Below are 20,673 nucleotides of genomic sequence, written 5' to 3' on the forward strand. Positions count from 1 at the left end.
CCGTATCTATGCAAGCGGAAACGCAACCGAAATACGAACATGCATACCGGGTGATCCTGCAACGGCTCAAGGCTGGCCGCTATCCTGTCGGGGGCCGGATGCCCACCGAAAGCGAGCTTGCCACGCATTTCGCGGTCAGCCGGGTCACGATCCGTCGGGCGCTCGATATGCTGGTGCAGGACGGATATGTGGAGAGCAAGCAGGGCAGCGGCTACAGGGTCCTGACACTATCGCCTGCCTCTGACACCTGTCTGACGTCTTTCACCGATGCGATGCTGCGCGCGGGTCATGATCCGTCATCCCGGTTCATATCACTGCACCATTTCGCTCCTGGGGCTGCCGAAACAGCGGGTCTCCCACCGGAAATGCAGAACACCGAAGTCAGCCGTGTGGTTCGGCTCCGGCTGGTTGATGACAAACCCAGCATGCTGGTGATGACCTATGCCCCGCGCGCCCTGCTCAAAGATGCCAAGCCGGAAGATTTTCCGGAAAGAGGGCCGGAGCAATCCATTCTGCGCATCCTCAGCGCGCGTTTCGGGCTGGACTGGTCCGCAGCTTGCGAAGATATCAGTCCCATTCTGGCGGATGACAGGCTGGCCGAAACCTTTGAGATCGCACCGGGGCAGCCGCTTTTGAAACAAGCCTGCTCGGCCTTCGATGACACGGGCCGTATGGTGTTTCACGAGGATGTATTTCGCTCTGGTTCCGTTAGTTTCAATTTGTCCCAATCGGCCCGCACGCCGCGTCACGTTTAAGGATTTCCGCTCATGACCTTCACGCCGCTTTCGCCCGACCTGATGCAAGACCGTTTGTCCCTACCGCAGGGTGGTCCGGTCCGGCTCCTGATCGACACCGACGCGGCAAATGAAATCGACGATCAGTTTGCGATCGCATGGGCGCTCTTGTCGCCAGAGCATATGACCGTTGAAGCGGTGACGGCCGTTACGTTTTCCTTCGCGCATCACCAGCCGGAATTGCTTGCGGCGGAGCGCGCGCTGGAAGAGGGTGCCGCCCGCGCCGAGCATCTGGTCGGTGGGTTTCAGGGGTGGCTGGACCGGTTGCATGCTCAGGGGCGCCGCGCGGCGGATCTGAAATTCGTGGGGACAGCGGAGGGGATGGAGCTGAGCTACCGCGAAATCTGCACCATTTATGACAAGCTTGGGATGCCATCGGATGAGAAGGTCTTCAAAGGCGCACCCCGATATATGCAAACCCCGGATGATATCGTGGAGTCCGAGGCTGTCGAGACCATCATCCGTCTGGCCAAGTCAGGTGATGCACCACTCTATATCGCGGCGATGGGCTGTGTCACGAACATCGCAAGCGCCTTGCTGAAGGCGCCTGAGATACGTGAGCGTATTGTCGTGATCTGGACATCGGCCTATCCCTCAACGGCGCCGCATTGCAACCGCCCATCGCTCAATCTTGTGCAGGATGTCCACGCCTCGCGCACCATCTTTGACAGCGGCGTGCCGCATATCTATCTGCCAGGCTACCATGTCGGTGCGCAGCTCAAAATTTCGCGGCCCGAAATGGCGCAGTTTGTCAAAGGACACGGGGCCATTGGCGACTACCTCTACCACCTTTACACGCACAACCCGTTGCATGACATGTTCGCGATTTCGGATGCCGAGCGACGCACCTGGGTCATCTGGGACATCATCAATATTGCTTGGCTGATAGACCCTGACTGGGTCCCGACGCATCTGACAACCTCGCCCCTCCTGGATGAAAACCTCTTTTGGGAGAAACACGCGGAGAGGCACCAGATGCGCGAGGCACATGATGTCCAGCGCGATGAGATTTTTCTCGACTTTTATGACAAGCTGGCCGCCGCGGCTAAGTGAAGTCGCGCCTGTCCAGATGCCCGCGCATCGGGACCCGCCCCAGAATATCCATGGCGGTCCAGGACGTGAATTCCGTCAGAACTCCCGCGATATCTCCGGGTACCAGGACGAAATGATGCTCAAGCCCATGCGCCATGATGCTGGCCACGACCTCTTCGAGGTCAGCGCGCTGCCCGTCGATCTCGAAGTCTTCCAGCCAGCCACGGCATCCGGTGAACCCGCTTGGATTGCGCCCGGAAACCCGCGCGGTCATACCAAAGAATGCGCCAGCGTTGCGGGCGACCCGAAATACCGTGACAGGCCCATCGCGAAACACCAGATCGCTGATCGCCCCGTAGATCGGACCCGCCTCGGTGCCGCGCCCGATCATCGGATGGTTGATCCACTTCGCGCCTTTTTGATCTGCCAGATACAGGGGCCCGCCGCCGCCATGCCACATCAGCAGTTGACCGGCTTCCAGATCGGGTTCGGTCATGTCCAGCAGGTATCCGACCCGGCCCGTAAGTGATGTTGCAATGAGTTGCGTAACGGCGCCCAGCACATCGCCCTCTGACGCGATGGGTAGGGTGTGACGCTCTTCCAGCCAGGTGAATGCAGCACCAGGGTGCATGCCGGGATCGTCCTGTAGTGCGGGCCAGTCGCTGACTGCAAGCGCCGCATACTCGCCCGCTTTTGCGATGTCCAAAAGCGCCAAGGCCGCGCGTGCCGTCAGCGCCATTTGATCGTCCGACACGCCGGACACCTCCGCAGCGCTTGCCATCTGGGTCACCTCAGCGGCCACCAGATCTGCGTCCAGCGCCGCCATCCGCCCGGTCAGCTCATGTATGTCGTGATGCGCGACCTCAACGCCAAGCCGCGCGCGCAAATCCGAGGTCGACACCTCCATGTTGTAGAAGGTCATGGCCAATCCGCCGACAACACCGATCCGGGCACCGTTCAGGGATTTGGCAGCCTTCAGCGCGCGCAGGGTACAGCGGAGCTTGTTTTGCAGGTCAGCGCTCTCTGGCGCGCCGTGATACCATTGCGCCGGGTGTTTGGAGAGATCGCGTACCTGACGTGCGATCGACATGGACATGTTCAAGGAGACGAAATTATTCAACTGCACATCGCCGATGCGCACCGGTTCCGGCACCGACCAGAAACCAAATCGAAACTCTGACGCCGCAACGGTGCGGGCCACGTCGCCCATGGTAAAGCCACCGTGCAGGAGTAAAATAAAATCAACGCCTTGCGCTCTGCACGCCGCAAGCGCCGTTTCGGTTTGCCGTGCATCCATCGGGATGTCCGCGTGCACATAAAGCGCCACATCTTCAGCGTCACAAAGGGACCCCAAGGCAGCCTCAGCCGCATCCCAAACCCCGTGCTTTTCCGGGAAGTAACTGGGCAGCGATGCGCGCATCAGTCCTAGTTTCATCGTATCATCCTCAGATCCGCAGATAGCCGCCGTCGACAACCAGCGACGTTCCCATCACATATTTCGCCAAATCGGACGCCAGGTAAACACAGGCATCTGCCACCTCTTCAGGCTCGCCCCACCGCCGAGCCGGGATCATGTCCAGATACCCCTCGCCGGTCTCGGTGCCGATCACAGGATCGTCTTCGATGTTCATTTGGGTGCGCATGATGCCGGGGTTCACATTGTTGACGCGGATGCCCATCGGCCCCAATTCATCGGCCAGCGAATAGGTCAAGAGGCGTACGGCGCCCTTGGACATGTTGTAATGCGAAAACCCGCCAGTGCCGCGCATTCCGGCGATTGAGCACATGTTGATGATGACGCCGCTGTTGCGTTTTACCATGGCGCGTGCGGCCATTTGGGATCCGAAAAATACGCTTTTGACGTTGACGTCTTGCATGCGGTGAAAGGTTTTCTCGGTCGCTTCCAGAATGGGTTCCTTCTGCAAGATACCGGCGTTGTTGACCATGATATCCAGCCCGCCCCAGGCCTCGGCCGTGGCAACCAATGCTTCCAGTTCATCGATCTTGCTGACATCACAAGAAACGAACTGCGCCGCGCCTGGGGACTTTGCGTTTATGACATCTGCCGTGGGGGTGCCGCCTTCGCGACCGACTTCCTTCAGATCCGCGACGATCACCTTGGCGCCTTGCGCGACGAAAGCCTCCGCAATGGCCCGACCGTTGCCGCTTGATCCACCGGTGACGATCGCGATTTTGTCTTTCAGAAGCATTCAGACCTTCCTTTCCAGTGCAGCAATCAACCGGTGCAGACGATCCCGCCCGGTTTGGTCCAGCCAATTGCGCAGCGCGCGCTCCCCCTCTGCGCCGAAGACTGCGACCCCATCAGACCAGATCGCGCGCCCGCACATGAAGCCTGCAAAGTCGACTTCGGCTTCCACAGCCAGCTTCAAGGAGGCTTCGAACCGGTCAAACGTGACACCGGCGCTGAGATAGACGAGGTCGATGCCATTTGCCGCTTCCGCCGCTTGCTGGAACGCTTCCAGCGCTTGTGTTCGAGACATTTGCGCGGTCCCAAACCCTTCGACGAAATTCAGATCGACGGGAACCTCAACTTTCAACACATCCACCTGAAATTTGGGGTCGCCGAACGCTGCCGTCGCGCGCCGCACCAGATCAGGCTTCAGCGCTGCGAAATCCGCGCCACCGGGTGTGACGTCGGGGTGATAAACCAAAGGCTCCATGAGGTACCGGATGCCTGCCTCGCGGCAGCGCTGACCGATATCCGCGACCAGATCATGCTTGCGTTGGTTCAGATCGGGATCATCATCCGGTGCGTAATACATGAAGAATTTCAGCTGCTTGACGCCCATACCGGGATAGTCCGAAACCTGAAAGCTATCCGGCAACACCGTGATCCGGTCTGCATCCGAGATGTGATAAACGTCAGCTTCAAACGCGAGCATGCGGTCACAGCCCGTGGGGTAGTTCTGTAACAGGTCGGGACCGCATGTTGCGTCAACAAGAACCGTGCTCGCGTCGGGTCCAAGCGTTTCCAGTACCGTGCGTTTGAACGTCAGCAGATCATCGGATTTGGCATCGCTCCCCCGCGCCGCGCGAATGCTGGCCTCCAATCCGCTACCGGCATCGACAGCCACACCATGAATCCTGTCCGGCATGGCTCAGCCTCCCTGCGCACTGATGTGCGGAAAGTGAGGCGCCTTATGCGGCGCGCGCCACAGCCCCAGCATCTGCGGTGTTGGCGTAAAGAGCGAGATGGAAAACCCGCCCATTTCCTGCGTGGTGGAATAGGAACCAATCATGGGCGAGACAGGTTCAATCCCCTTCTCGCCCAACTGCCTGTGCACCTCGCCATAGATCGTCAGCAGTTCCATCATCGTGGTGCCACCCGCGCCGTTGACCAGAACCACCGTCGGCGTGCCTGCCTTGATCGCGCGATCCTCCAGCAGTTCGCCCAGCATATAGACCACAAGGTCCTTCACTGGCCCGACCTTCCGGCGACCGACGCCAGGTTCGCCATGCACCCCCATACCGATGAAAACCTCATCCTTGGGCAGGGTGAACATCAACTCGCCAGTCAGCGGCGATACACCGGGCGAGACAGCGGCACCCAATGTCCGCGTGGCGGCGCGAACTTCCGCGCCAAGGGTCATCAGATCCTCGATCTGCATCCCCTCTTCCGCCGCAGCCCCAAGGATTTTATAGATGAACATAGTGCCAGCAGCGCCGCGACGCTCCTCCTCCTGCCCTTCGGGTGCGGAGGAAATGTCGTCATACATCAACAGGGGTTGCACGTTCAGCCCATCATCCTGCGCCATCAGGGCGGCGGCATTGCCGTTGATCACATCGCCTTCGTGACGTGAGATCAGCAGGACGGCGCCCGCATCGCCGCAGACCTCTTCAATGCCCTCGAGGATCGCATCCGGCGAGGGGGCTGCGAAAACATCGCCGACAATATTGGCGTCCAGAACGCCCTCTCCCACGAACCCCATGGCGATCGGTTCATGGCCACTGCCATTACCGATGAGCAGCGCGACCTTACACTCTTTCGTGTGGAGCGTCTTGCGGCGTACCACCCGTGGATCAACCCCGCGACAGACAATATCCGGATAGGCGGCGACGAAACCGTCGATCATATCGTCCGGCATCCGCTCTTTGGTGTTGAAAAGCTTTTTCACATGCGCCTCCATTCGGCAAAAATCGCCAACAGTTCCGCCACCGATGCGGCACCGGCATCGATATGACCGACGCCCGCGCCCTCCACATGTTTGGCGCGGCCGCGCTTGGCCGCCATGTCCTGTGTTGCATCCCGGCCCGTCGCCGCAGCCTGCGCGGCTGCGTCCGGCGTTGTCGCGGCGGCGGCGGGCGTCAGGGCATCCAGCATCGTTTTGTCACCCGGTTGTGCCTGTCCAAGCATCGTGATCCGTTCCGCCGCCTGCGTCAGTGCCTCTCCGATTGGCGCGCCATTGGCCACCTTTTCCAGCGCCGCAACGATCTGCGCAAAAAGCGAGCCGGACGCGCCGCCTGCAGCCTTGCGAAACGCCTTTTCCGGAGCGGCATCCGCGGTCGCAGCGGCGCGCAGTCCCTTCAGGATCGTTGACCCATGATCGCCATCGCCCGTTGCTGCATCGAGCTGGTTCAGCCCTTGTTCGAGAGCTTCAAACCGGGTGACACAAAGCGCGAGGAAATCCTTCATCCGAAGGTACCCCTCATGAAGGCCAGCGCACGGCGGGCCGCGTCGGTTGCATCCGGTTCAATATGCCGCCAGATGTTCAGATCCGCACTGGCGGGGTTGCCGGCGATCACGAACATTTCCGCGACGATCCAGTCCTCATAGCCCGCATCCTCCAGACCGGCTTTGACCTGATCCCAGGGGATGTGCCCCGATCCCGGCACGCCACGGTCGTTGTCGGACACATGGAAATGCGCCAGCTTTCCCTTGGCACTGGCGATGGCCGTGCGAATATCCTTTTCCTCGATGTTGAGGTGAAACGTATCCAGCAGAACGCCAACACGGTCGGACCCGGACGCCTTGGCGATGTTAACGGCCTCATCCGCTGTGTTCACTAGATCCGTCTCGAACCGGTTGAGCATTTCGATCCCAAGCGTGACATCGTGGGCCACCAACGTCTCGTGCAATGACCCCAGCGCCTCTGCGGAGCGGGCTGCGCGCACGGGCTTGTTCAGCGGGTCGAACTGTCCCCAGGGCGCAAACACCACGCCCGCCAATCCACGCGATCCGATCCGTGCCGTGGTTTCAATGGCCCATTTCAAATAGGCGACGCCCGCCGCGCGGACGTCAGCATCATCAGAGGTGATATCCTTGTCCGGGGCCAACCCGTCCGAACAGGTGACCTGCAATCCGTGATCCCGTACCGCCTTGCCGAGCGCTGTGGCCTTTTCGTCGCTCATCCCCAGAAGCGACACCTCAACGCCGTCAAACCCGAGATCGGCCACGGTTTTCAGGATCGGGGTAATCTCATCCGTCCATCGGGCCTGCCAGAGACCGGCGTGAATACCGTATTTCATGTCACCTCCTCCGTCAGCGTAAGGGCCGCGGCAAATACCGCTTCATTGCTGATATCCAACTGGGCCAGATCCTCCGGTGTCATCGGGTCCATGAACCGGCGGCCCGCTGTCAGCTCGTCCCAGACCACGACCATCGAGACACCGGGCACGCCGTATTTGGCCGCTGCGGCCAGCGTTGTTGCGGTCTCCATCTCAACGCTGAGCAGACCGTCCCTGTGCCAGGCTTCATACATCTCGACGCTTTCCGCAAAGAGCGAGGAGAAGGTCACATGCGGGCCGACGTGAACTCTGCGGTCTTGGGCGTCCAATGCCGATTTGGCGCGTGTGACCCAATATGGGTCCGCCGCAATTGTCGGGCCGTCCACATAGTGTTCGGCAACACCATCCTCGCATCGGATGACGTCTGGAATGATGATATCGCCGGGGGCCAGATGGGATTGCAGGCCGCCACAGGTACCGATCTGAATGACCAGTTTGCACCCCAGGCAGGCAAAAATCTGACTGACCTCCACCGCGCGTGGCGCGCCGTATGCCATACAAAACACGACCTTCTTGTCTCCGTAGCGCCCCCAAAAGATATCGGGGAAGCCAAGTTCGCGCGCGTCGGTCAAATGTGCCAAACGCATCGCTTGGCGTTCGGCCCGCCACCAGGAGCCTTCGAGGATGACCACGTCAGGGATATCCTCTGCGGCAAGGCCGAGCCCGGTGAGCCATTCGTCCCGTGTGACTTCGAACATGGATCTGAAAACCACGGTCATCAAATCACCCAAAGCGTTGAATGAGGCAGGTGAATCGGTAGCGTATCCCCGATGGCGTAGCTTTCGATTTCATTGGGGTTCACCACGGCGTCTAAGTTGGTGTCGCCCACCCGCAGCTTGAGCCGGGTTTGCGTGCCAAGATAGATGACATCAGCGATGGTCGAAGTCAGAGAGTTTTGTCCATCCACCGCAGTACCGATCCGCACGTTTTCGGGCCGGAAGGTGAGCTTGCCGACGCCGGTTGTGGCTCCCTCCGGCAACGACAGCTTGCCAAGCGCACAGTCAAAAACATGGCCGTCTGACGTGCCGGGAATGAAATTATGCCCGCCAAAGAACCGCGCCGTCGCCTCGTCGATGGGGCGTTTGTAGAAGACATCGGCCCGGTCATATTGCTTCATCTGCCCGTCGAGGATCAGCGCCACGCGGTCGGCCAGAACCACCGCCTCTTCCTGATCATGGGTCACGAAAATCGTGGTGATGCCTATTTCCTGCTGTAGCGACCGGATCAGGTCGCGCATTTCAAACCGCAGATGCGCATCAAGGTTCGACAGCGGCTCATCCAGCAAGAGCACATTGGGTTGCACGATCAGCGCGCGCGCCAAAGCGACACGTTGCTGCTGCCCGCCGGAGAGAGCACTTGGTTTGCGATCTCCCAAATCTGGCAGTTTGACCAGCTCCAGCATCTCGCCCACGCGGCGTTTGATCTCTGCAGGATCCTTTTTACGCATCTTGAGACCAAACCCGACGTTGTCCGCGACGCTCATATAGGGGAAAAGCAGGTAGTTCTGAAACACCATGACCACGCCCCGATCTTCTGGCTTGTCGCGCAGGACGGAGCGGCCATCAAAGGTAACGTCGCCTGAAGTCGGCTCCAGCAGCCCGGCGATCATCTTCATCGTCGTGGTCTTGCCGCAGCCGGACGGGCCCAGCAACGCCGTCAACTCGCCGGTCGGGATTTCCAGCGACAAGCGGTCCAGCGACGGGGTGGTGGCACCGGGATAGACCTTTGTCAGCTCTTTAATCGAAACATGGGTCAAATCTGTCCGAAGCCTCCGACAGCGCCGCTGCGACCCGAGAGGTGCTTGGCAGTGAGCAACAGGATGATGATGCCGGGCAGGATGTAGATCATGCCGATAGCACCGGTGATGTCATTGCGGCCTGCGGTCGCGAAGTTGAAGAGCAGGAGCGGCAGGGTTTCGACCCGCCCGCCGCCGATCAGCAGGGTCAGGATGTATTGGCTCCACGACACGAGGAAGGCAAAGAGCCCACCTACGATGATGCCGGGGCGGATCGCGGGCAGGGTGACGTACCAGAAAGTCTTGAGCGGCGAGGCCCCGAGGCTGCGCGCCTGCGCCTCGAACGCCGGATCGTAGTTGGCGAAGATGCCCGACATGACCAGCACCATGTAGGGCAGCGTCGGGATCAGATGCACGAGGATCACGCCCCAGACGGTGTTGTTCAGCCCCATCGAGATAAAGACCGAATGGATGCCCAGCACGACGGCGATACCGGGGACAATCGTGGGTGCGAGGATCATCAACTCAACGATCTCCTTGCCCCGGAATTTATACATCCCCAGCGCACGTCCGGCGGGCACACCGACCAGAATGGATAGGATCGTCGCGGCCAGCGAAATACCGATGGTCAGCCACAGGCTGTCCAGCACCCCGGCGGTGTCGGACATGGCATACTCCCAGGCCCGCAGCGTCCAGGTTTTGGGTAGGAGGTCAGGGTAAAACCAGCCGCGCGCGAAGGACCAGATGGCCAGCGGAATTAGGGGCAGGACAAGCCATGTGATCAGAACAACCCCGGTCAGAACCCGGAAGCTGCGCATTGGGATGCTCTCGGCGTTGCTCATGCGCTACCCCCTGATCCGGCGGCGCGAATAGCGCACGTAGAAATAGATCATCACCGCAGAGAGCAGTGCGATGACAATGGCCATTGCCATGGCTTCAGGGCGTGCGGCGAGATCCACATCGGTGTATTTGCGGTAGGCCAGCACTGGCAATGCGGCGGGGAAATTCGCGCCCAGAATGGCCGGTATTTCATAAGCGCCGAAGGTGAAGGCAAAGACCATGACGCTTGCGGACAAAACGCCCGGGAAAATCAGCGGCAGCAACACGTAGCGAAAGGTCTGCCATTTGCTGGCGCCCAGCGAGCGGGCAACGCTTTCATAATCCTCGCCGATGGATTGCATATTTGCCAGAACGATGACCCCGATGAAGGGGATTTCCTTCCACACGTATTGCAGAATGATCCCAATGGCATAGGGGTCAAAAACAAGCGCTGGAAAGTCGCTGGGCCGGGCGATCATACCAAACTCATGCGCGAGGCGCGCGAAGCTGCCGGATTGCGAAAAGAGGTAGAGCATCCCGATGGCACCCACCAGATGCGGTACCGTCAGGTTGAGCTGGAACAGGAAGTTCACAACGCTGCGGCCCACGAAGCTGCGGCGCAGGAGCAGGGCGGCGCCGATGGCGAGGATTGAGGAGATCACCGTGGAGGTGAAGGCGATATGGAAGGTCAGCAGGAAGGAGAGGTAGAATTCCCGGTCCGTGAAGACGGAGATATAGGCGCTCAGGTCCGGTTCGGTCAGACCGATCACCGGCATATAATTGAAACTGCGCATCAGCCCGATCATCAGTCCGCCAAAGAACAGCACGACAATGATGAACATGGCGGGCAGCAGCAGCAAAAAGATTTTCGTTCGGTCTGACAAATGCCCGACTTCCATTTGGATCGTTTCGGTGGCGAGGGCCCCACGACGCAGACTGCGTCGTGGGAAGGGTCAGCGGGAGACTACTGGCCGACGTTTTCCAGCCATCCCTTCTCGATGGCGGAAATCCAGGAGGCTTGCAGCTCGGGCAGGGCCGCTTTGGCCAGTTCATCCGCCGGAACCACGTTGGGGTGTGCCACGATGGTGCCGAAATCCGCCTGCACCGCCTCGCTGGTGCGCGACACCTCAATGGCCGGTGCTGCGCCCCAGACATCCGGGCGGGCCTTTTGATATTGCGCCTCGCCGGACAGCAACAGGTTTTGCAAGACCAATGCGGCTGCCTTGTTGGGCGAGTTGAACGGGATAATTGTATAGTTGGTGTTCCCGATTGTCCCATCCGTCAGGCCATAGCCCTGTGTGGTCGGCGGAAAGACCCCGTTTTCAATGTTCAGCCCCACGCCCGACGGTTCATAGTTGAACGTCAGATCCACCTCGGAGTTTGCATAAAGCTGCTCCATTGCGGAAATGGAGGCCGGATAGGTTTTTCCTTCGCGCCAGAGGTAGGGTTCCATGTCGTTGAGAATGTCCCATGTCTTGGCCGCGACCTCATCGAACTTGGCCTGGTCGAAGTCTCCCAGCAGAGTGTCCACGCCACCTGCCGCGTGATAGAACACATGGCGCACAAAGACAGAGCCGTTAAAATCCGGTGGTGCGGGATAGGTGAAACGGCCCGGGTTTTCCTGCACCCAGTCGATCAGTTCACCGATGGATCGCGGCGGGTCGTCAAAGCGGGCTGTGTCATAAGCGAAGGCGAATTGTGCTTTTGACCAGGGTACTTCGCAGCCCTCGACAGGCACACCGAAGTCATTGGCAATCGCCGGGTTGTTCCAATCCACAAAGGCATTGTTGGGCAGAATGTCGGTATAGCCGCAATAGGCCAGCCCACCCTGTTTCATGGTGCGGAAATTCTCGCCGTTGATCCAGATCATGTCGACGGACCCGGCATCTATGACACCGGATTCCTTTTCGCCCAGAACGATGTTCACCGCCTCGACCGTATCGCTCAAGCCCACACGGTTCAGCGTGATGCCGTACTCATCTTGCAGGCGACCGCCGATATATTCCGAGACGTATTGGTTGATGTTGTCGGACCCGCCCCAGAGGAACCAGTTCACCTCGCCACCCTTGGCCAGGTCGACAACTTCCTCCCAGGACATGCTGTTCAGCGCCTCGCCGTCTGCTGTGTCCGAAAAGCCAACTGTCGGTGCGAGCAAAAGGCTCGTGGCCAGCAGCGCCATTTTCAATTTCTGTCTCATTCTCACTCCCTTGGTAGTGTCAGCGTTTTCTGATCTGTCGCATTTTTGGAGGTCATCAGCTGATGGTTTTAGCGGGCTTTTACAGATGCCATTTCTGATCAGGTCGCTGTGCCGCTCTTCGATGTATCGCATGTACTCGGGTCCTGAGCTCTTCCTCCCACCCAAATTTGTATGTACAACTTGATAGTAATGACTCTGATGTGTCAAGGATGACTTTGGACGGGACAACCTAGTGTTATGATGCGTCCATCTGATTGTCGGGGTTTGCCGCCCATTCCTGTAAGAATGCCGCGTAGAAACCGACATCCGGGCTCCCCAATTACACCAGAGCGAGTGCGTTGATCGATGCCAGAATACCCGCGCCGCAATAGGTGACCTGCCTTTTTCCCTGATCGTCTTCGACAGCGCTTACGGTACAATCGATCCCCAAAAGATCCGGATCGCGCAGGCGCGCTTTAAGCCATTCCGCAGTAACCGAGCCATCCATGTCCGAGATCGTTTCCTTGTGACTGTGCCGACGGTACCACAGATCGCGCAAACCCAGGAGTAATCCAAAACAAATCCTGGTGATTGGAACAGTAGGGCGAGGCCATCCGATGCCCCGCCCCGCTGTCTTTGTCTACTCGATAAAGGTCCGGGCAAGCCGTTCCTTCAAAGGTTGCGTCAGATAACTCAACACGGTTTTTTCCCCTGTGTTTACAAAGAGATCGGCAGGCATACCGGGAAGCAGCTCCAGATCGGCGACCGTATCAGGCTGTTCGGTGTCGAGCTTTACACGTGCAACGAAATAAGGATCCCCGGTGCGGTCGTCCTCCAGACTGTCGGCCGAGATATCAACAATCCTGCCATTCGCCTCGGGGATGTCACCCTGGTCAAAGGCCGAAAGGCGCACGCGTGTTTTCTGACCGATATGCAGTTTTTCGATGTCGGTGGTGTTCACGCGGGCCTCGATCACCAGAGGGTCGTCTTTCGGGACAATTTCAAGAATAGGCGTGCCGGGCCGAACAACGCCGCCTGTGGTGAAAACGGTCATCCCCACCACATGGCCACTGGCGGGGGCGATCACCACCACACGTTTGAGCCGTTCCGAGGCGCCCAGAAATTGCGGCTCGACCAGCGCCAACTGAGCTTCGACCGCGGCAAGTTCCACGGCAATGGCCTCTTCGCGCAACTTCTGTTGGCTCAGACCTGTAAGCTGCAGCTCACCAATCTGATTGGTCGCCTGAGCTTGCTGCGTCCTAAGCGATGCATCGAGGCCGCTGAGCCTTTCGATCTCGATGCGCCGGGCGTTGACCCGCGCCGCGGCGACCAGACCTTTTTCCTGCAGGGACTGTAAATTGCCCAACTCCATCCGCGTGATGTCAAGCTGCCGCGCATTGGATGCGCGCTGTTCTTCCAACCCCGCGACCTGGTCTTTCAGGCTGGTGATGCGCTGGCTGAGGATTTCGGCCTCCGTCGTCCGGGCGCGTTTTTCCGCATCAAACAATTGTCTTTGCGTCAGGTAGGCAGCAGCCCACTCCTGTTGCGGCAAATCGATCAGGCGCATCTCCGACGTCTCGTTGACCACAAAGCTATCCGCGCCATTGATTTGCGCCAGCAAACGCGCCCGGCGCACCAATAGGTCCCCCAGCTGATTTCCCAAAACGTTCACATCGACGTCCAGATCGGTGCTGTCGAGTTCCAGAAGCGTCTGCCCGGCCTCGACAAAATCACCATCTGCCACAAGGATTGAGCGTATGATGCCGCCATCAAGATGCTCGACAGTCTTCCGGTTGCCTTCCACCACAAGGGAGGCGGGTGCCACGACGGCACCATCGAGTTTTGAGGATTGCGCCCAGAAAACGGAGCCGCCGATAAAGCAGGCCATCACAAGCATGCCGAAGATCACGAAGCGACCGATGCCGGTGTCTGCTGGCTGATCCAGAACCCGGTTATAATCTTCGAGCCGCAGAATATCCGGTGTCGGGCGGTTTGGGATCAGGCGGGTCATTGCGCCGTTCCTTCCTTAATTTTGGGATTTGGTTGATTTGCGATGGAGGGTTGTCGCTGCGCATCCAGAACGTTCTCGCCGTTTGGCCGCAGCACATCATGCTTGTCGCCGAATTTGGTCTGTGTGCCCTTGTCGAGGATCAACACCTTGTTCACCGCCTGCAGCGTGCTGGGACGGTGGGTCATGACAAAGGTGATGGCACCCCGCCCCCGTGCGGTCTGGATTGCCTTGCGCAGGGCCAGTTCGCCAATGTTGTCCAGATCAGAATTGGGTTCATCCAGCACCAGCAGAAATGGATCGTTATAGAGCGCACGGGCCAATGCGATGCGTTGCCGTTGTCCGCCGGAGAGGAAAAACCCGTTGCCGATTTCTGTTTCATACCCATCAGGAAAACTGCTGATTAGCTGGTGCACATCCGCTGCCAGCGCGGCCTGTAGCACCTGATTGTCATCGATGTTGGTCGAGAACCGCGCAATGTTTTCGCGCAGGGTGCCATCAAAGAGCTCAACGTCCTGCGGCAGATACCCGATCAGCCGACCGAGGTCTTCGGCGTCCCATTTTGACATTGGTGTTCCATCGAGCCGGATCGCGCCGCGTTGCGGGTTCCAGATGCCCGCAAGCATTTTTGCGAGGGTGGATTTTCCGGATCCGCTGGCACCGATGACCGCCACAACATCGCCCGCAGCCAGCGTAAAGTTGATCCCACCGATCGTTGCATTTCGGGCCAGCGGCGGCCCCGCCTGTGCGATACTGGCGTCCAGAGACAGCGCAGGGCGCGGCAAATGCAACCGCACCGGATCCTGCGGAAAATCCGCGGTAAGGGCGCTGATGTTTCTATAAGAGCCGCGCGCGGCGAGGAACGTGCGCCATTGTCCGATTAGCTGATCGATCGGGGCCAATGCACGCGCCAGAACGATGGTGGCAGCGATCATCACACCGGCGGTTGCCTCGCCCGTGATCGCAAGCGCGGCCCCGAGGCCCAGCGTCGCGGATTGCAGCCCCATGCGGATTGTCTTTGACAGGACCGAAAACCCGGCGACCCGGTCGCTGGTGCGTGTTTTGAGCTGATGTGCATCCTGTTGCAGAGCCGTCCAGCGCCGGGCGAGATCACCTTTCATACCCATGGCCTGGACAAGCTCTGCATTTCGCTCACCCGTCGTGAACAAGGCATCGGATCGGCTGCGCGCGCGTGCGGCCTCCTGCATTACACCTGAGGCGCGGGCGTTGTTGATCAGCGCGAGCGCGGTCAGCGTGACGGCACCCGCCAAACCCAATGCGCCCAAAAGCGGGTGCAGAATGTAAAGAACGCCCAGATAGATCGGGATCCAGGGTGCGTCGAAAAAAGCGGTCAGAGTGCTGCCGGAAATGAAATCCCGAAAGCCGGTGATATCCGCAGCCGGGGTTTCGCCCGGCACCGTTTTGCCATTGACGCGTCGGCGCATGGCGGCCTGCAGGATGGGCGCGCCGACTTTGAGTTCGAACTGCGCGCCGAGCCGATTGAGGATCCGCATCCGCATCAGATCAAGGCTGCCGGTGACGACAAAAACACCGGCCAATAGCACGCTTAGCGCGATGAGGGTATCGATGTTCTGGCTGGTCAACACGCGGTCATAGACCTGCAGCATATAGAGCGGCCCGGCGAGCATCAGGAAATTCAGCACGAGGCTGAAAAAGGCAACGGCCCAGAAGCCACCTCTGAGAGAGGCCCAGGCCTGTTTTACGGGGGATTTTCTCTGAAACATGGTGTGATCTCTTTTCAGGAAGGGTAAGGTGGCGACAGATGCCGCCACCCGCTGTTTCGGATTAGGCGATGAAGTCGTCTTCGCTCAGCTGGGTGCTGTCGATCCCTTCGAAACGCACGGAGGCGTCTGAGGAGAAGGACAGAACCGCGTCTGAGCCATCCTGCGTGATCGCACTTGCAAGATCGAAATCCGACCCGAAATCCGACAACCGGATTTTGTCCACGCCCAACTGGAAGTCTGCGATGACATCGATGCCGTCACCGGGGGCGAAGGTGAAGGTATCGCTGCCGTCCCCGCCGATAAGCAGGTCGTTGCCGCCCTGACCTTCGATCAGGTCATCGCCGTCCCCTCCACTCAGCCGGTTGGACAGATCGCTGCCGATGATCACATCACCGTCGTCGGAGCCGATGACGTTCTCGATGGAACTCAGAACATCGGTTTCGATCTGGTTTTCGATCACATCCAGCCCGGTGATGCCCGAAGGCACATCGCCGTCGATGTTGGCGCCTGCGTCCACCAGCGTGTCCTGAACCACAGGCCCGTTGGCACCGGCGGGCGCATTGTGCAGGTGGATCGCCGAGACAACGCCCGGGATCGGGGTCTGCAGGTCGGCCTCGTTCAGCCCCACCACGCTCAGTGCGCTGGAGTAGCTCACTTCACCTGTCACCAGGTTCTGCGTGATCACGACAGAGCTTTCGCCCGTGGCTTCACTGTCCGAGGTCGGCCCCGGTTCCTGGCTTGCATCCAGGCCTCCCGAGAGCGTGACCGTCCGGATATCGCCCACGGTTTCATCGGTATCCACCAGCAGCTGCCCGCGAATTTCACCACCGATGAAGTCCGATGTGTGGATGTTGAAGTAGAGGTTGCCCGCCACCGCCTGCTCCACAAACTGCGCACCATCTGCAATGGCAGATCCGAACTGACCCGGTGCGGAGACCACTTGATCGGTCACACGAACGGTAAAACCGGTGTCCCGCGTCGCGGTGCCATTACCGTTTGGTCCGAGGTTCACCGTCACGCCAACATCGAGGTCGGAGAAATCTGCCGTATCGATGCCGTCGCCACCGTCGATGAAATCGTCACCAAGGCCGCCAACGATCACATTGTCGCCTTCGCCGGCAATCAGAACGTCATCGCCTGCGCCGCCGTTGACGACACCCCTGATCTGACCAAGGTCTACAAAGATGTCGTCTCCGTCACTCAGCACCACATTACCATTTACAACACCTGTATCGTCATTGACGAAGGTAACTGAGCCCGCTTGCGCGGCGTCGATGGCGTTCACACGACCTGTGATTTCACCTTCGTTCACGATGGCGCCGAGGATGTTCAGCCCACCATCAATGCGGATACCCGCAGCAGCGTCGCTGTCTTCCGATCCGGCAATCAGCCCATCGTTCTGCACCAGACCAGCGAAACTGGCCTCTTCGACATTGCTGAAGAGACGCAGGCCGTCGCCAACCTGATTGCCCTCTGTTGCATCGCCGCGTCCCTGAAAGGTGCCTTCATTGAAGATCGCGGCCGAGACCACGTCCCCCGCGACATCACCTGTTTGCAGCGAGACGGCAGAGCCGTTGTTGCCAAGCCCGGCGTCGACTGTGCCTGTGTTGGTGAAGGTATAGCCGTCGGCAGTGCCATCGGCGTAAACCGTGCCATTGCGCTGGTTGCCCGTACCCAGGATCGTGCCTTCGTTGCGCACATCAAGACCCTCGCCATCGATGTTCAGCGCACGGCTGTCTGATGTGACCAGGCCTCGGTTTACAAAAGAGCCGCCGGTATGATCGCCGGTGCCAAAGTAAACACCGTTCTGACCGCCCGCGAAGACACCGCTCGCTTCATTGATCAACTCGCCCTTGAAGTTGACGCCGTTAACCGACCGGAACGCGCCCGTGGTGCCCACGAGGCTTTCCGAGGTGACTTCGCCGGAGTTGGTGATTGTGCCGTCAAAAAGTGCTGGCGCGAAACCTGCCTCACCCCGCAGGCCCTCCAGGCGGATACCGTCGCCTGCCGTGCCCGCCGCGGCGGAGGCCTGCCCGCGCCCTGCAATGGTGCCTGCGTTGGTGATCTCCACATCGCCGTTGCCATCTTCGGCCAGCGACAGCGAGATACCTGCGCCATCATTGTGCTCGCCTGCATCGATTGTGCCATTGGCGAGGTTGTTGATGGAGAAATCGCGCGCGGTATCGTCCGCATAAACAGTGCCGTTGCGCTGATCGCCCGTCCCGAGAATGTCGCCGCCGTTGATCAGATCAACACCCGAGCCATCGATGTTTACAGCGCGACTGCCAGACTGAATGGTGCCGAAATTCAGGATGTCGAGGTCGTGCTCGGCCTCACCGATGTAGACACCGTTGCGCGCACCCTCGATGGTGCCGGTGGCGGTGTTGAGGATGCGGCCTTCTGCCGCCACGCCATCGGCCACGCGGATGCCGCCCGCAGTGCCCTGATTGCTTTCCGAGGAAATCAGACCAGAGTTGACGATGTCGGTCTCGGACACTGTGCCTTCGGCGCCATTGTTGATACGGATACCGTCGCCCGCGCCGGGGGTATTTGACGCTTCTTGTCCACGCCCTTGAATGGTCGCGCCCAAGCCGTTGAAGAGTGTGTTGGAGACACGGTCACCGGCCTCATCCCCCACTTGCAGCGAAATGCCTGCGCCGTTGTTGCCGGTGCCTGCATCGATGGTCGCACCAGTGAAGTTGCTGATCGAGACGTCTTCGGCGCCAGCATCGCTGTAGATGGTGCCATTGCGCTGATCGCCGGTACCAAGGATGTCGCCAAAGTTGCGCAGGCTGACGCCTTCTCCCTGGATGTCCACAGCGCGGCTGTCGGAAGAGATCACGCCGCCCCGGAAGTTATCGAGCGTACCGGAACTTCCGGTGCCTGCGAATTGCACGCCGTTAAATTCACCAGCAATTTCACCAAAGTTGCGAATGGACGCGCTGCCGCTGACCTGAATGCCGGTCGCCAATGCGTCAGGGCCGGAATTGGCCTCAATGCTGCCTGAGCGAAAGTTGAAGACCTGCGCGTCTTCGCCTTCAACAGATACCGCCGCCACCGCATTATTGGCTTCAACCTGACCAAAGTTCAGGAAGCGGGCAAAATCGTTGTCGAGCAAAAAGGCCGGCGTGTTATCGACGATAGTGCTTTGAAAAAAGCCGTTGGTCAGGGTCTGACCGTCACGGACGGTTTCCTGTGCCAGCGACGAGGAGGTCAATAATCTGGCGCGCAAACCTGCGAGAAATTCGGATAGCATTTGAAAGCTCCATACTTGAGTTCAGTTGTGCGGACGTCTGATCGGGGAGTGGTTCGATCCGCCTCTCAAGGATTAGGATGCCGTTCCGGGGCACTGAAATTTCTGCTTTGAATAGGGTTCATAACCAGCGCGAATACTCACGCAGGGCGTGAGGCGGATATTTTCGAAAGTCATTAAAAACAGTTACTTACGCGTGGTTCTGGCATATATATTTTTATTCGATTACGCGCAGTCACAAGAAAGTAACCCTGGGTGATCGGAAGGCGATGCGTTTTGGGCGCCAGCTGCCGCATGCATTTGGCCAAAGCCTTGCAAGAATTGGGCCATCGCCGACGCTTGGCGCTGTTCCAGCACCAAATTCAGATCGGTCCTGTTTCCGGATCGTGAGCTTGTGGCGCTTGCTCAAACGGTATCTTGAACGGTCAGCGGTGCAGGGCGCAGCACATTCTTTGTTGTGCGGGATGCGACCGTCCCGATAGGAGGCGCTTTCAATATGTGATCGCGCATCACTTTGATGACCTCCGGTCGTGGATATTCCGGGCGGGTGAGCACGCCGAGTTCTCTCATATTGCCCTCGTCATCGAATGGGACAAATTCCAAACCGAAACCATCGCGTTTGAATTGTTCTGCGGCAATGGCATTGATCATGGTGCAGGCATCGCTTTGAGCGACATGTCGGCAAACCGTTTCAAATCTGGCGGAGCGCACATCGATCCCAGTCACATCTGATGTCGCCGCCGAGGCCTCAGGCAGTCTTGCCTCCAAATCATACCCGAAGGAAGTATCAAATCGGATCAATATGTTTGCCGGGACTTCATGAGCCCAGATGCTATTCTTCCGCGCCAACGGATGGCCAAGCCGGACACCCAGGTACAGCGGCTCAAGCCAGAGGGATGCGAAATCCATAGGTTGGCGCGATCCCTCATATATTGCGTCAAAGCTCTTGCGCGCGATAAACGCCATATCGATCGATTTGTCCTCGACCATCCTGGCCAAGGGAATAGGATATTCTTCGACAATAACCATACGCACATTCGGAAACGCCGCGGCGAACAGGTCGTTAAAGTAGCGCGACAAATAGGCCGCCAGTGTTGGCGTCATGCCCAACCTCAAAGGCAAATCTTCGACCGCGCGGTGTTTGTGTGCGAGATCTCTGATGCCATCGACCATGGCCGAGACCTCTTGCGCTTTGACGACAAGTTCGGCGCCGAAATCGGTCAGCCGGACCTCGTTCCTCCCCCGTTCAAAAATGGCCATGCCCAATTCGGCCTCAAGTTTCTTGATCTGATTGGAGAGTGCGGGTTGGCTGACGGCAACAACCTGCGACGCCCGCGTGAAGTTCCGATGTTCAGCGACGGCGATCACATATAGCAAATCTCTTAGGTTCATGGTGTCGAACATCCAAACGGTTTGGTTTGTTGCGAGCGCTGTGGTCCATCGAGCGTCGGCGCTGCCATATAATTCGGGCAGCAGCAGTCCAGGGTCGTCAAGCACCTCGCGAGCCTAATCGTGTCCAAACCAAAGACCAGCGACAATAACTTTCGTCTTCCATCGCCAATTCGTGAAGGCGCGCGAGGTCAGC

Annotated in this window: 18 protein-coding genes; 2 read left to right on the plus strand and 16 right to left on the minus strand. The window is 59.0% G+C overall.

Annotation, left to right across the window (positions count from 1 at the left end; translation table 11 throughout):
• Positions 1-8 precede the first annotated feature (8 nt).
• Entirely contained in the window at positions 9-755 is a 747-nt protein-coding gene (locus Q1A20_RS14330) for a GntR family transcriptional regulator (RefSeq protein ID WP_298969427.1), read from the plus strand.
• Positions 756-767: 12 nt separating this feature from the next.
• On the plus strand, positions 768-1,847 hold the full coding sequence (locus Q1A20_RS14335; RefSeq protein ID WP_299402072.1) for a nucleoside hydrolase: 1,080 nt from the start codon (positions 768-770) through the stop codon (positions 1,845-1,847).
• On the opposite strand, the gene Q1A20_RS14340 is transcribed toward Q1A20_RS14335, so the two are convergent.
• The 16 genes from Q1A20_RS14340 to Q1A20_RS14415 all read right to left on the minus strand — a co-directional run bounded on the left by Q1A20_RS14340 (position 1,840) and on the right by Q1A20_RS14415 (position 20,585).
• A complete protein-coding gene (locus Q1A20_RS14340; RefSeq protein WP_299917244.1) occupies positions 1,840-3,261 on the minus strand; it encodes a hypothetical protein in 1,422 nt (473 codons plus the stop codon). The two genes, Q1A20_RS14335 and Q1A20_RS14340, sit on opposite strands and share 8 nt — an antisense overlap.
• 10 nt (positions 3,262-3,271) lie before the next feature.
• Positions 3,272-4,036, minus strand: coding sequence for an SDR family oxidoreductase (locus tag Q1A20_RS14345; RefSeq protein ID WP_299917246.1), 765 nt, complete (start codon positions 4,034-4,036; stop codon positions 3,272-3,274).
• Positions 4,037-4,942 (minus strand): tagatose 1,6-diphosphate aldolase, encoded by a 906-nt coding sequence (locus Q1A20_RS14350; protein ID WP_299917248.1) that lies wholly within the window; start codon positions 4,940-4,942, stop codon positions 4,037-4,039.
• Positions 4,943-4,945: 3 nt separating this feature from the next.
• On the minus strand, positions 4,946-5,962 hold the full coding sequence (locus Q1A20_RS14355) for a dihydroxyacetone kinase subunit DhaK (protein ID WP_299917249.1): 1,017 nt from the start codon (positions 5,960-5,962) through the stop codon (positions 4,946-4,948).
• Positions 5,959-6,480 (minus strand): DAK2 domain-containing protein, encoded by a 522-nt coding sequence (locus Q1A20_RS14360; RefSeq protein WP_299917250.1) that lies wholly within the window; start codon positions 6,478-6,480, stop codon positions 5,959-5,961. The genes Q1A20_RS14355 and Q1A20_RS14360 overlap by 4 nt, the downstream gene beginning before the upstream one ends.
• Positions 6,477-7,313: a sugar phosphate isomerase/epimerase gene (locus Q1A20_RS14365; RefSeq protein ID WP_299917252.1), complete on the minus strand. Its 837-nt coding sequence runs from the start codon at positions 7,311-7,313 to the stop codon at positions 6,477-6,479. The genes Q1A20_RS14360 and Q1A20_RS14365 overlap by 4 nt, the downstream gene beginning before the upstream one ends.
• Positions 7,310-8,071: a hypothetical protein gene (locus Q1A20_RS14370; RefSeq protein WP_299917254.1), complete on the minus strand. Its 762-nt coding sequence runs from the start codon at positions 8,069-8,071 to the stop codon at positions 7,310-7,312. Before Q1A20_RS14370 ends, Q1A20_RS14365 begins: the two co-directional genes overlap by 4 nt.
• A complete protein-coding gene (locus Q1A20_RS14375) occupies positions 8,071-9,108 on the minus strand; it encodes an ABC transporter ATP-binding protein (protein ID WP_299917255.1) in 1,038 nt (345 codons plus the stop codon). The genes Q1A20_RS14370 and Q1A20_RS14375 overlap by 1 nt, the downstream gene beginning before the upstream one ends.
• The gene (locus Q1A20_RS14380) at positions 9,105-9,929 is read right to left on the minus strand and encodes an ABC transporter permease (protein ID WP_299402085.1); all 825 of its coding nucleotides are present in this window, start codon (positions 9,927-9,929) and stop codon (positions 9,105-9,107) included. The genes Q1A20_RS14375 and Q1A20_RS14380 overlap by 4 nt, the downstream gene beginning before the upstream one ends.
• Positions 9,930-9,932: 3 nt before the next feature.
• Positions 9,933-10,790, minus strand: a complete 858-nt coding sequence (locus Q1A20_RS14385) for an ABC transporter permease (protein ID WP_299917256.1) — start codon at positions 10,788-10,790, stop codon at positions 9,933-9,935.
• An 80-nt stretch (positions 10,791-10,870) separates the two neighbouring features.
• Positions 10,871-12,103, minus strand: a complete 1,233-nt coding sequence (locus Q1A20_RS14390; RefSeq protein ID WP_299917257.1) for an ABC transporter substrate-binding protein — start codon at positions 12,101-12,103, stop codon at positions 10,871-10,873.
• 319 nt (positions 12,104-12,422) lie between these two features.
• Positions 12,423-12,590: a hypothetical protein gene (locus Q1A20_RS14395; protein ID WP_299402088.1), complete on the minus strand. Its 168-nt coding sequence runs from the start codon at positions 12,588-12,590 to the stop codon at positions 12,423-12,425.
• 132 nt (positions 12,591-12,722) lie between these two features.
• Positions 12,723-14,093, minus strand: coding sequence for an HlyD family type I secretion periplasmic adaptor subunit (locus Q1A20_RS14400; RefSeq protein ID WP_299402089.1), 1,371 nt, complete (start codon positions 14,091-14,093; stop codon positions 12,723-12,725).
• Entirely contained in the window at positions 14,090-15,835 is a 1,746-nt protein-coding gene (locus Q1A20_RS14405; protein WP_299402090.1) for a type I secretion system permease/ATPase, read from the minus strand. The genes Q1A20_RS14400 and Q1A20_RS14405 overlap by 4 nt, the downstream gene beginning before the upstream one ends.
• Before the next feature lie 61 nt (positions 15,836-15,896).
• The gene (locus Q1A20_RS14410) at positions 15,897-19,091 is read right to left on the minus strand and encodes a CHRD domain-containing protein (RefSeq protein WP_299402092.1); all 3,195 of its coding nucleotides are present in this window, start codon (positions 19,089-19,091) and stop codon (positions 15,897-15,899) included.
• Between the two features lie 402 nt (positions 19,092-19,493).
• Positions 19,494-20,585 (minus strand): LysR family transcriptional regulator, encoded by a 1,092-nt coding sequence (locus Q1A20_RS14415; protein ID WP_299917259.1) that lies wholly within the window; start codon positions 20,583-20,585, stop codon positions 19,494-19,496.
• Positions 20,586-20,673: the final 88 nt, after the last annotated feature.

The sequence above is a fragment of the uncultured Roseobacter sp. genome, from assembly GCF_947501835.1.
In the GTDB taxonomy this organism is placed as follows: domain Bacteria; phylum Pseudomonadota; class Alphaproteobacteria; order Rhodobacterales; family Rhodobacteraceae; genus Roseobacter.